Genomic DNA, 12,809 nt, shown 5'->3' with positions numbered 1-12,809 from the left:
CATCAGCGGCAGGCTGTGCCCAGACAGCCCCCCCATGCTCACACGTCAATCGCCGTGGCCGAGCCCGCCTGCTTGCGCAGCTCGAACTTCTGGATCTTGCCGGTGCTGGTCTTGGGCAGCTCGCCAAACACCACGGCGCGCGGCACCTTGAAGCCGGCCAGGTGCTTTTTGCAGTGGGCCACGATGTCTTCAGGCGTGGCGGTGGCGCCGGCCTTCAGCTCCACAAAGGCGCAAGGCGTTTCGCCCCACTTGGCGTCGGGCTTGGCCACCACGGCGGCGGCCAGTACGTCAGGGTGGCGGTAGAGCACGTCTTCCACTTCGATGGACGAGATGTTCTCGCCGCCCGAAATGATGATGTCCTTGCTGCGGTCCTTGATCTTGATGTAGCCGTCGGGGTACTGCACGGCCAGGTCGCCGCTGTGGAACCAGCCGCCCGCAAAGGCGTCTTCGGTCGCCTTGGGGTTCTTCAGGTAGCCCTTCATGGCGATGTTGCCCTTGAACATGATCTCGCCCATGGTCTCGCCGTCCCACGGCACGGGCTGCATGGTTTCGGGGTCCAGCACGCGCACGTCTCGCTGCAGGTGGTAGCGCACGCCCTGGCGCGCGTTGAGGCGGGCGCGCTCGCCAATGTCCAGGTCGTTCCAGGCCTCGTGCTTGGCGCACACCGTGGCCGGGCCATACACCTCGGTCAGGCCGTACACATGGGTCAAATCGAATCCCATCTTTTCCATGCCTTCGATCATCGAGGCCGGTGGCGCAGCGCCCGCCACCATGGCCTTCACACCCGCAGGCACACCCACCTTCATCGCATCAGGGGCGTTGACCAGCAGGCCGTGCACGATGGGGGCGCCGCAGTAATGCGTGACGCCGTGGTTGCGGATCGCATCGAAGATGGCCTGGGCTTCCACCCGGCGCAAGCACACGTTCACACCCGCGCGGGCCGCCACCGTCCACGGAAAACACCAGCCGTTGCAGTGGAACATGGGCAAGGTCCACAGGTAGACCGCGTGCTTGGGCATGTCCCACTCCAGCACATTGCTGATGGCGTTGGTGGCTGCGCCGCGGTGGTGGTAGACCACGCCCTTGGGGTTGCCGGTGGTGCCGCTGGTGTAGTTCAGGGCAATGGCATCCCACTCGTCGGCGGGCAGCTCCCAGGCAAATTGCGCATCGCCACTGGCCAGGAAGGCTTCGTAGTCTGTGCCATGGAGCGACTGCGCAGGCGCGCCGTACAGCTCGTCTTGCACCTCCACGATGAGCAGCGGCGTGGTGGCCTGGCGCAAGGCCAGCGCCTTGGCCATGGTGCCGCTGAACTCGGGGTCCACGATCACGGCCTTGGCTTCGCCGTGGTCCAGCATGAAGGCGATGGTTTCGGGATCCAGCCGGGTGTTCAGGGCATTGAGCACCGCGCCGGCCATGGGCACGCCAAAGTGGGCCTCGACCATGGGCGGGGTGTTGGGCAGCATGACGGCCACGGTGTCGTTCTTGCCGATGCCGGCGCGCTGCAGGGCACTGGCCAGTTGGCGGCAGCGGGTGTACGTCTGGCTCCAGGTCTGCCGCAGGCTGCCGTGCACGATGGCCAGGCGCTCGGGGTACACCTCGGCCGTGCGCTGGATGAAGCCCAGGGGCGACAGCGGCGCAAAGTTGGCGGGGTTGCGTGGCAGGTGCTGGTCGTACTTCGAAGTCATCACATCCATCCTCAGGCTGAAAACAGGGAATCGGCCATTAGAGCGCCCCCGGCTGACAGGGCGCTGAAAAGCCCCGCGTCGGGGCGCCGGACAAGGGCGGCCGGGTCTTTGGTTTGTAACCGCTCTGCCGCGGCCAGCCATGGGGGAAAATACGCGCGTGTCTATCCCCCAGTCGTTCATCCAGGAGTTGCTCTCGCGCGTCGACGTGGTCGATATCGTGGGCCGCTATGTGCAGCTCAAAAAAGGGGGCGCCAACTTCATGGGGCTGTGCCCCTTTCACGGGGAAAAGTCGCCCTCGTTCAGCGTGAGCCCCTCCAAGCAGTTCTACCACTGCTTTGGCTGCGGCAAGAACGGCAACGCCATCAGCTTTCTGATGGACCACGCGGGCATGGGTTTCATCGAAGCGGTGAATGACCTGGCCCAGAGCGTGGGCCTGCAGGTGCCTGACGATGACATCTCACCCCAAGACCGCGAACGCGCCGCTGCCGCCCGCCAAAAGCAGGCCACGCTGACCGATGTGCTGGAAAAAGCCGCCGACGCCTACCGCCGCCACCTGCGCGAATCGCAGCGCGCCATTGGCTACTTCAAGGCACGGGGGGTGTCAGGCCATGTGGCCAAGCGCTATGGCCTGGGCTACGCCCCTGAGGGCTGGCGCAGCCTGGCCAGCGTGTTCCCGGCGTACGACGACCCGTTGCTGGAAGAAAGCGGCCTGGTCATCGTCAACGAAGAAGACGGCGGCAAGCGCTACGACCGCTTCCGCGACCGGGTGATGTTTCCGATCCGCAACGTCAAAGGCGAATGCATTGGCTTTGGCGGGCGGGTGCTGGGCGATGAAAAACCCAAGTACCTCAACTCACCTGAAACCCCGGTCTTCCACAAAGGCCGCGAGCTGTACGGCCTGTTTGAGGCCCGCACGCCCATCCGCGAGGCGGGCTATGCGCTGGTGACCGAGGGCTACATGGACGTGGTGGCCCTGGCGCAACTGGGCTTTCCCAACGCCGTGGCCACGCTGGGCACCGCCTGTACACCCGAGCATGTACAAAAGCTGCTGCGTTTTACCGATGCCGTGGTGTTCAGCTTTGACGGCGACGCTGCCGGGCGCCGCGCGGCACGTAAGGCGCTCGATGGTGCCCTGCCCCACGCCACTGATACGCGCAGCATCAAATTCCTGTTTTTGCCCGCCGAGCACGACCCCGACAGCTATGTGCGCGAGCACGGCGCCGACGCTTTCGCCCGCTGCATTGCCGAGGCCATGCCGCTGAGCCGCTTCCTGATCGAAACCGCCAGCGACGGTTGCGACCTGGCCACCGCCGAGGGCCGCGCCCACATGGCCAGCAACGCCCGCCCTCTGTGGTCTGCCCTGCCCGACGGCGTGCTGCGCCGCCAGCTGCTGGGCGAGCTGGCCCAGCTCACGCAACTGCCCGCCAACGACCTGGCGGCCTTGTGGAGCCAGGCATCGGCCCACGACACGCACCGCCGCGCCCCTGCTGGCGCGGGCGCAGGGCACGCTGCCCATGCACAGCCCCACCCCACCGACGATTCCCCGTGGGGCGCTGGCGCCGACGGCGCCCCACCCTGGCAAGGCAGCCCCGATGCCGGTTACGACGCGAACTACGGCAGCGCCTATCCATCCACCAGCGCGCCCTACCGCAAGAGCGGAGACTGGAAGAGCAAAGGCGACTGGAAAGGCAAGGGCCCATGGAAAAAGCGCAACGACAGCCCCTGGCCGCCCCAGCCCCGCCTGCCCGCCACCCCCATGGCCAGCAGGGTGGACCATGCCGCACGGCTGCTGCTGTCGCACATGGGCTTTTTGGAGCACCTGGCGCAAGAAGACCACACCGCGCTGTGCGCCCAGCCGGCGCCGCACGGCCCCCTGTTCGCGTGGCTGGAGGCACAGTTTCACGAGCATGGCCCCCAGCCCTGGGCCGTGCTGCGTGAAAGCCTGCGCGGACACGAGTGCGAGGCCGTGGCCGTGAAGGTGATGACTGGCGCCCATGCGCAAACCGAAGGCGACGTAGCGGAGCTGCGGGCCGAGCTGAGCGACCTGCTAACGCGCATTCAGCTGGAGCAGATCGAAAAGCAGCGCAACCTCGCCAGCGCTCAAAACGATTTGAACCGCTTCAAAGAACTTGATACTCAATGGCGTGCACTCAAGGCCGCGCTAGAACCAGCAGCCCCCAAGTAACGCAACGGTGCAGGGGCGTGGCGGCGCGCAGGCCACCATCCACGCACCAAAAACAAAAAGGCACACCGCAGGCCCCAACGGCTGAGAATTACAGCAAAAAGCCCTTGAAATTTACCCCTCTTGGTATAATGTAAGGTTCATCGGCAAGAGCGACAGCAGCACCTCCGAGCCGGGCCCCCTGACACGCGCGCACCTCAGCGCGGATAGGCCCACTTATCGCAAGGACTGCACACCAAATGATCGCCCAGACATCTTGCCCCTGAGGGTCTCCCCTCAAAACGCCAAGCCGTACTGCTTTGGCGTTGCCACCCGCGCCGGGATCTGTGGCGTTCGTTAGCGTTTTCTTTGTGTCAGTTTTTGAATCTGAGGTTTTTCATGCCCGCTCAAAAGTCCGCGAAGCCGCCCAAGACTGCTCCAGACACCGCCGCCAAGGCTGTCTCCAAAACCGCTGCCAAAGCACCGGCCAAAGCCGCGCCCAAAAAGGCCGCTGCTGCTGCCGAGGCTGCGGACGCCAAGAAAGTGAATAACGTGTCTGTCAAAAGTACTGCCGAGCTGATCAAAGCTGCTGATGAATTGCTGAAGAAGAAGCCTGCGCGCGCCAAGGCAGCCGCCGCGGCCACTGACGACGAAGAAGCCCCCAAGAAAAAGCCCGGCCGCCCTGCCAAGGCAGCCGCTGCTGGTGGCGAAGCCAAGGCCCCCGCCAAGCGTGGCCGCAAGCCCAAAGCCGCAGCTGCCAGCGATGACGTGGGCGACGACGCCGACCTGTCCGACATCGAAGCCGATCTGGAAGGCGAAGTCGAAGAGTCCACCGAAGCAGCAGCCACGGTCGAAAAGGTCAAGCCGCTGCGCATGAAGATCAGCAAGGCCAAGGAACGCGCCTTGATGAAGGAATTCGGCCTGGACGAAACGGTCCTGTCCGAAGAAGACCTGCAAAAGCGCCGCTCGCGCCTGAAGACGCTGATCAAGCTGGGCAAGACCCGCGGTTACCTCACGCACGTAGAAATCAACGACCACCTGCCCGACAAGCTGGTCGATGCCGAAACGCTCGAAGCCGTTATCACCACCCTGAACGATCTGGGCGTGGCGGTGTACGAGCAAACCCCTGACGCCGAAGCGCTGATCATCACGGACAACGCCCCCGCTGGCGCCACCGAAGAAGAGGCCGAAGAAGCGGCCGAAGCCGCGCTCTCGACCGTGGACTCGGAATTCGGCCGCACCACCGACCCCGTGCGTATGTACATGCGCGAAATGGGCACGGTGGAATTGCTGACCCGCGAAGGCGAAATCGAAATCGCCAAGCGCATCGAAGGCGGTCTGATGGCCATGATGGAAGCGATCAGCGCATCGCCCGCCACCATCGCCGAAATCCTGAACATGGGCGAAGAGATCCGCGAAGGCAAGGTCGTCATCTCGACCATCGTGGACGGGTTCTCCAACCCCAACGAGGCCGATGACTATGTGGCCGAAGAAGACTTCGACGAATTCGACGAAGCCGACGATGACGACGGCAAAGGCGGCAGCAAGGCACTGACCAAGAAGCTGGAAGAACTCAAGAACGAAGCGCTGCGCCGCTTCGACCGCATCCGCGAACTGTTCGAGAAGGTGCACAAGGCCTACGACAAGGAAGGCTACGGCACCCCGGCCTACATGAAGGCCCAGGCCGCCCTGTCGGAAGAGCTGATGACCATCCGCTTCACCGCCAAGACCATCGAAAAGCTGTGCGACATGGTGCGCGGCCAGGTGGACGATGTGCGCAAGAAGGAGCGCGAGCTGCGCCGCATCATCGTGGACAAGTGCGGCATGCCCCAAGAGACGTTCATCAAGGAATTCCCGCCCAACCTGCTGAACCTGCAGTGGGTCGAGAAGCAGGCCGCCGCTGGCAAGCCCTGGTCTGCCGTGATGGGCCGCAACATTCCGCCCATCCAGGACCTGCAGCAAAAGCTGATCGACCTGCAGTCGCGCGTGGTTGTGCCACTGGCCGAGCTCAAAGGCATCAACAAGCGCATGAACGAAGGTGAAGCCACCTCGCGCGATGCCAAGAAGGAAATGATCGAGGCCAACCTGCGCCTCGTGATCTCGATTGCCAAGAAGTACACCAACCGTGGCCTGCAGTTCCTCGATCTGATCCAGGAAGGCAACATCGGCCTGATGAAGGCGGTGGACAAGTTCGAATACCGCCGGGGCTACAAGTTCTCGACCTACGCCACGTGGTGGATTCGCCAGGCCATCACCCGCTCGATCGCCGACCAGGCGCGCACCATCCGTATCCCGGTGCACATGATCGAGACGATCAACAAGATGAACCGCATCAGCCGCCAGCACTTGCAAGAGTTTGGCTTCGAGCCCGATGCGTCCATCCTGGCGGCCAAGATGGAAATCCCCGAGGACAAGATCCGCAAGATCATGAAGATCGCCAAGGAGCCGATCTCCATGGAAACGCCGATCGGGGACGACGACGACAGCCACCTGGGCGACTTCATCGAGGACGGTGCCAACACCGCGCCTATCGAAGCCGCCATGCAGGCCGGCCTGCGCGATGTGGTGAAGGACATCCTTGATGGCCTGACCCCCCGCGAAGCCAAGGTGCTGCGCATGCGCTTCGGTATCGAAATGACCAGCGACCACACCCTGGAAGAAGTGGGCAAGCAGTTCGACGTGACCCGCGAGCGCATTCGCCAAATAGAAGCCAAGGCGCTGCGCAAGCTCAAGCACCCTTCGCGCTCGGACAAGCTGCGCAGCTTCATCGACTCGCTGTAACAGCCCTTTCTGAGCAGCCCCGGCTGCCCAGACACCAGCCCACCGCCCTTGCACAGGCCGGTGGGCTTTTTTGTGCCTGGCGCTGGCGCCCCCGGCACCGGCATCGCCACGGCCACCCGATTGAAGCAAAAATGCACCCTGGCGCTTGATAGATAAGCGCCAGCAGCTATTATTTTCATAGCAACACACTATGAGACTGGCGCCAGCCCTGCGCGCAGGCACAGCATTTCATGGCCCGGCTACGTCCCACAGAACACCGTTGCAAGTCACACCAAGGCACTTCGGATTCAGGGGATACCCTAATCCAAGGGACAGCCAATTGACAGTTTTGCAAGTCAGTATTAACGGCACTACAAAAACATCCAGGCGTTTGGTGCGGCCACCGCATGACCTGGCAAGGGCTTGAGCTGTCATCGTTGGGAGACAGAATGCAGCGCACCGTGCCCGCCCCCTACCCATGGCTCGTGTTGATGGCGCCCGGCGCGGCATTCACACCCCACCCTCACCCAAGGTTTTTTCACATGCAACGCAGACAGATCCTCGCCCGCAGCGCCGCTTTGGCCTCCTTGTTGACCCCGCTGGCACCCGCAGCCCTGGCGCAAGCCACTGCCGCCCGCGCAGCCGCGCCTGCCGCCAAGGCGGCCAAGGTAGCGGGCACGCTGCGCATCGTCATTCCCGCCAACCCTGGCGGCGGCTGGGACCAGACGGGCCGTGCGCTGGGCGCCGCCCTCAAGGCTGTGGGCGCGGCAGACCAGGTGGAATATGAAAACATCGGCGGCAAGGGCGGCACCATTGGCCTGGCCAAGTACGCGGAAAAATACGGCAGCGATGCCAACACCCTGCTGATGGGCGGCATGGTGATGGTGGGCGCGGTGGCCCCGCAAAAGCCGGCGGTGGACCTGGGCCACATCCAGCCCCTGGCCCGCCTGACCAGCGACTACCTCATCGCGGCCGTGCCCGCCGCCTCCTCCATCAAAACGGGCAAGGACCTGGCCAACGCCATGCGCACCGACCTGGCCGCCCTGCCGGTGGCCGGTGGCTCGGCCGGGGGCGTGGACCACATCTACGCCGGCGTGCTGGCCCGCGCGGCCAAGGCCAAGCCCGAAGCGCTGGTGTACCGCCCCTTTGCCAGCGGCCCCGAGGTGGTGGCTTCGCTGCTCAAAGGCGACGCAGCCGTGGGCCTGTCGGGCTACAGCGAATTCAGCGACGCGCTGGCCGCGGGCAAGCTGCGGGCTGTGGGCGTATCGGCCCGGCGCAATGCCTTTGGCATCCCCGCCTTCAAGGACCAGGGCATTGACGCGGTGATGGCCAACTGGCGCGGCGTGTTCACCGGCAAGGACGTGAGCCCCGCCCGCACCGCCGAGCTGCTGGCCGCCGTGGAACAGGCCACGCACCACGAAAGCTGGCTGCAAACCCTGAAGCAAAACCGCTGGGAAGCCTCGTGGCTGTCGGGCAAGGACCTGAGCGAATTCTTGGAGCTGGACCTGACCACCGCACGCGTGATGGTGTACCTGCTCAAGCTCAAGGCCTGATGGCCCTGCACTGGGCTGCAGGCGCGATACCGGGGCAAGCGTCCCATTGATTCAGAGAGTTGACCCATGAAACTGTCCAACCACTCCATCGGTGCACGCATGGCCACGGCCCTGGGCCTGGTGCTGGCCCTGCTGCTGGGCGCGGCGCTGTTCGGCATTGCCACGCTGTACCGCACGCTGGGTACCTACGACAGCACCGTGCTGCAACGCGTGGCGCAAGAGCGCGCCGTGAGCCGCATGGAAAGCGAGTTCAAAACCCAGGTGCTGGAGTGGAAGAACACCCTGCTGCGCGGTGAAGACTCGCGCAAGCGCGAACTGCACTGGGCAGCCTTCCAGGCCAGCGAAAAGCGCGTGGCCGACGCCGCCCGTGCGCTGGAGCCGCAACTGAGCGACGCCAACGAGCGTGCCGCGCTGCAGAAGTTCACCGACGCCCACGCGCAGATGGCACAGGGCTACCGCAAGGGGTTTGAGGTTTTCCAGTCGCTCGGCTTTGTGCCCGCAGCGGGCGATGCCGACGTGGCCGACATCGACCAGGGCCCGGCCAAGCTGCTCACGGCGCTGAGCGAACAGGTGGCCGCCAGCAGCGCCGCCATTGCCCAGGCAGCCGCGCAGGATGCGCGCAACGCGCTGGTCAGCAGCCTGGTGGCGCTGGGCCTGGTCACGGGCCTGGGCGTGCTGGCCGGGCTGGTGCTGACGCGATCGGTGGTGCGGCCACTGCGCGAGGCGGTATCCGTTGCGCACAAGGTGGCGGCGGGCGACCTGACCTCGGACATTCCGCTGGACGGGCAGGACGAGCCCGCCCGGCTGCTGCAGGCCCTCAAGGCCATGCAGGACAACCTGGAAAACGTGGTCTCGGGCGTGCGCAGCAGCGCCGAAAGCGTGGCCAGCGCCAACGCAGAGATTGCGCAGGGCAATGCCGACCTGAGCGCGCGCACAGAGCAGCAGGCCAGCTCGCTCGACGAAACCGCGGCGTCCATGCAGCAACTGCAGACCACGGTGCAGCAAAACGCTGCCACGGCCCAGCGCGCCAGCGACCTGGCCCGCAATGGCTCGGCCGTGGCCGAGCGTGGCGGCGCGGTGGTGGAGCAGATGGTGCAGGTGGTGCAAGGGATTCAAGACAGCTCGCGCCGCATTGCCGACATCACCGGCGTGATCGATTCGATTGCCTTCCAGACCAACATCCTCGCACTGAACGCGGCCGTGGAGGCTGCCCGTGCGGGCGAGCAAGGCCGGGGCTTTGCCGTGGTGGCCAGCGAGGTGCGCAACCTGGCCACGCGCAGCGCGGGCGCCGCGCAAGAGATCAAGACCCTGATCCAGGCCAGTGTGGAGCGGGTGCAGGCAGGCTCCGAGCTGGCCCACAACGCCGGTGGCACCATGGCCGAGGTGGTGTCGTCCATTCGCAGCGTGAGCGAGCTGATGCAGGAAATCAGCCACGCCAGCAGCAGCCAGACCAACGACATGCTGAACGTGACCCAGGCCATCGTGCGCATGGACGAAGCCACGCAGCAAAACGCCGCCCTGGTGGAAGAAAGCGCCGCCGCAGCCGGCAGCCTGAGCACCCAGGCGCGCGAGCTGGTGCAGGCCGTGGCCGTGTTCCGCCTGCGCCGCCAAGGCGGCCAGGCCACCGCCTTGCTGCGGTGAACGGCCCCCTAGCTCACTTTTTCATAGCTGCCAGCGCTTTCCAGATAAGCGCTGGAGGCCTAAAAGGCTTTAAGCCCCTGGAACCGCTCAATCCAGCTTCACGTTGGCGTTCTTCACCACCTGCGCCATGCGCGCGGCTTCGCTGCGGAAGAAGGCGGCGGCGGCATCGGGCGGGGTGAGCTTGATTTCGTAGCCCTGGGCGACGAGCGCATCGCGCGCTTCGGGCATCTCCATCGCTGCCTTGAAGGCGTTGTACAGCCGGGCCAGCTCGGTCTTGGGCAGGCCAGCGGGGCCCACGGGGGCAATCCAGCCGTCCAGCTCGTAGGCGGGCAGGCCCTGCTCGGCAATGGTCGGCACGCCGGGCAGCGAGGCCACGCGCGTGCTGGTCGTCACGCCCAGGGCGCGCAGCGGTCCCGACTTGATGTGCGCGGCCGCTGGCGCCACGGCCACCACCGCCAGTTGCACCTGGCCGCCCAGCACGTCGTTCATCAGCGGGCCCATGCCCTTGTAAGGGATGTGCTGAATGGCGAGCTTGGCCTGGTCCACAAACATGGCCGCGCCCAGGTGCAGGATGGTGGGCTTGGAGGTGGGTGTCGTCATGGTCTTGTCTCCGTTGTTGTTGTGAATCAGGGGCTGGCAGGGCTCTGTTTGCCCGTTGTACCGGCCCGTTGTACCTGCCCGTCGTACCTCTCAGGCCACGGCGCCCGCTTGCTGCAGGGCCTGCACCTGCTCGGGCGTGTAGCCCAGCTCTTGCATCAAGTCCGCCGTGTGCTGGCCCAGCACCGGGGGCTGCAGGCGCACGCCCAGGCGCTGGCCGTTCATGGCCAGGGGCAGCAGCGTGGTGCGGGCGGTTTGCCCGGCGCGCTCGCCATCGGGCAGGGTGATGTCGGCCAGGCCGCCGGTGGCGTTGAGGTGCGGGTCGTCCAGCAACTGCTCGGGCCGCGAGATGGGGGCAAACGGCAGGCCGTGCTTTTCAAAAATGGCGGCCAGCTCGGCCGCGCTGTGGTGTGCCAGACGCTGGCGCAGGTCGGGCATCAGCGTGGGGCGGGCGCGCACACGATCATTGTTGGTAGCGAGCTGCGGATTGGCCTTCAGGTCTGCATAGCCCATGGCGTCGCAGAAGGTGACCCACTGCGCATCGCTCACGGCCGCCAGGAAGATCTGCTCGCCCTCTTTCACCGTGAACACGTCGTACAGCGCCCACGAGGAGATGCGGTCGGGCATGGGGGCGGCGGGTTGGCCCGTTACGGCGTACTGCATCATGTGCTGGCCGACGAGGAAGACGTTGTTCTCGAACAGGGCCGAGTCCACCTCTTGCCCGCGCCCGGTGATGCCGCGCTGCATCAGCGCGGCCATGGCGCCAATGGCACCAAACATGCCGCCCATGATGTCGTTGACGCTGCTGCCTGCGCGCAGCGGGTCGCCGGGGCGGCCCGTCATGTAGGCCAGGCCACCCATCATCTGCACCACTTCATCGAGCGCGGTGCGGTGCTCGTACGGCCCGGCCAGAAAGCCCGTGTGATTCACGTAGATGAGGCGGGGGTTGATCTGCGAAAGCGCGGCGTAATCCAGCCCGTACTTGGTCATCACACCGGGCTTGAAGTTTTGCGCCACCACGTCGGCGGAGGCAGCCAGCTTGCGGGCGACCTCCAGCGCTTCGGGGTTGCGCAGGTCCAGCGCAATGCTTTTCTTGTTGCGGTTGAACATGGGGAAGAAGCCCGCTCCCGCACCGAGCAGGTGGCGGGTGCGGTCCCCCTCTACGGGCTCAACCTTGATGACCTCAGCCCCCAGGTCGGCCAGCACCATGCCGCAGGTGGGCCCCATGACCATGTGGGTGAATTCAACGACCCGCAGGCCCGCCAGGGGCAAGGAGCCTGCGGACGATTTGGGTGATTCGGACGGAGAAGGAGAGGTGGTACTTGTCATGGGCGAACGATACAGAAATCAAACCGCTGCAGCGGCCAGGGTGGGCTGTGCGTGGCGGGGCAGGCCCGCCTGCCACAGGGCGCCGTGCAGGGTCTCGCCCGCCAGCCAGCGGGCTACGCGCTGGCGCAGCGCCAGCAGCGCGGGCACATCCACACCCGTGGTAACGCCCATGCGCTGCAGCATGTATTCCAGGTCTTCGGTGGTGACGTTGCCGCTGGCACCGGGCGCGTGGGGGCAGCCGCCAATGCCCGCCAGGCAGGCATCAAAGCGGGTGATTCCGGTCTGCCAGGCGGCGTAGGCATTGGCCAGGCCCATGCCGCGCGTGTCGTGAAAGTGCGCGCAGGCCAGCCGGTCGCCCACCAGGGCGCGGGCCTTGGCAAACAGGCGCTGCACGCTGGCCGGGTCGGCAAAGCCCACGGTGTCGGCCAGGCTCACGCGGTCGGCACCGGCGTCGAGCAGGGCTTGCATCAGGCGCAGCACTTCGCTCTCGGCCACCTCGCCCTGCAGCGTGCAGCCAAAGGCGGTGCCCACACCGCCTTCGATCAGCGTGGCGCTGCCGGCCGCATCGCGCGCAGCGCGAATGCGGGCCACCTCGGCCACCACCTCGTCAGGGGTCTTGCGCAGGTTGGCCAGGCTGTGGGCGTGGCTGGCCGACAAGGGCACAACCATCAGGTGCGCGCCACATTCCAGCGCGCGCTCGGCCCCTTCCAAGTTGGGCACCAGCACCGAGGCGCACAGGCCCGGCAGCGTTTGCGCGTGGGCCAGCACCTCGGCCGTGTCGGCCAGCTGGGGCAGCAGACGGGCGGGGACGAAAGAACCCACCTCGATCTCGCGCTGCCCGGCGGCGTAGGCAGCGTTCACCCATTCAATCTTCTGCGCGGTGGGCAGAACGCGGGCGATGCTCTGCAGGCCATCGCGCAGGCCCACTTCACGCACCACGGCGTGGGTGGGGCCAGTGGCCGCAACGGCGGATGCGGGCCCGCCGGGTAAAGATGGGTTCACAGGGCTGTCTCCGAAAGCGTTGGAAGCATGCAGGTGATTCTAGAAATTCCGTTTTGAATCAGAAAATCAATTTTGGAACCC

General features: G+C 65.7%; 7 protein-coding genes and 1 pseudogene. 4 read left to right on the top strand and 4 right to left on the bottom strand.

The window, feature by feature from the left end; all coding sequences use genetic code 11:
• Positions 1–38: 38 nt before the first annotated feature.
• Complete coding sequence (locus tag IHV84_RS06245; RefSeq protein WP_198846236.1) at positions 39–1,685, bottom strand: acyl-CoA synthetase; 1,647 nt, start codon at positions 1,683–1,685, stop codon at positions 39–41.
• 157 nt (positions 1,686–1,842) lie between these two features.
• Here IHV84_RS06245 and dnaG point away from each other — a divergent pair, with 157 nt between their 5' ends.
• The 4 genes from dnaG (at position 1,843) to IHV84_RS06225 (ending at position 9,800) form a co-directional block, all read left to right on the top strand.
• Positions 1,843–3,870, top strand: coding sequence for a DNA primase (gene dnaG / locus IHV84_RS06240; RefSeq protein ID WP_198846235.1), 2,028 nt, complete (start codon positions 1,843–1,845; stop codon positions 3,868–3,870).
• A gap of 375 nt (positions 3,871–4,245) precedes the next feature.
• The gene (gene rpoD / locus IHV84_RS06235) at positions 4,246–6,627 is read left to right on the top strand and encodes an RNA polymerase sigma factor RpoD (protein ID WP_198846234.1); all 2,382 of its coding nucleotides are present in this window, start codon (positions 4,246–4,248) and stop codon (positions 6,625–6,627) included.
• 521 nt (positions 6,628–7,148) lie between these two features.
• The gene (locus IHV84_RS06230; protein WP_198846233.1) at positions 7,149–8,159 is read left to right on the top strand and encodes a tripartite tricarboxylate transporter substrate-binding protein; all 1,011 of its coding nucleotides are present in this window, start codon (positions 7,149–7,151) and stop codon (positions 8,157–8,159) included.
• A gap of 66 nt (positions 8,160–8,225) precedes the next feature.
• A complete protein-coding gene (locus IHV84_RS06225; protein ID WP_198846232.1) occupies positions 8,226–9,800 on the top strand; it encodes a methyl-accepting chemotaxis protein in 1,575 nt (524 codons plus the stop codon).
• Positions 9,801–9,887: 87 nt separating this feature from the next.
• On the opposite strand, the pseudogene IHV84_RS06220 reads toward IHV84_RS06225, so the two are convergent.
• From IHV84_RS06220 to IHV84_RS06210, 3 genes and pseudogenes are all read right to left on the bottom strand, one after another.
• Positions 9,888–10,376, bottom strand: a pseudogene (locus IHV84_RS06220) (Bug family tripartite tricarboxylate transporter substrate binding protein); the annotation flags it as partial.
• Positions 10,377–10,490: 114 nt separating this feature from the next.
• Positions 10,491–11,726 carry a CaiB/BaiF CoA-transferase family protein gene (locus IHV84_RS06215; protein ID WP_198846231.1) on the bottom strand — a complete coding sequence of 412 codons (1,236 nt, stop codon included), beginning with the start codon at positions 11,724–11,726 and terminating at the stop codon, positions 10,491–10,493.
• An 18-nt stretch (positions 11,727–11,744) separates the two neighbouring features.
• Positions 11,745–12,728 (bottom strand): hydroxymethylglutaryl-CoA lyase, encoded by a 984-nt coding sequence (locus IHV84_RS06210; protein ID WP_370541207.1) that lies wholly within the window; start codon positions 12,726–12,728, stop codon positions 11,745–11,747.
• Positions 12,729–12,809 lie beyond the last annotated feature (81 nt).

The sequence above is a fragment of the Acidovorax sp. IB03 genome (assembly GCF_016406015.1).
Taxonomy (GTDB): Bacteria; Pseudomonadota; Gammaproteobacteria; order Burkholderiales; family Burkholderiaceae_C; genus Acidovorax; species Acidovorax temperans.
Note: the sequence above shows the minus strand (reverse complement) of the source record. Positions and strands in the feature narration are given on the sequence as shown.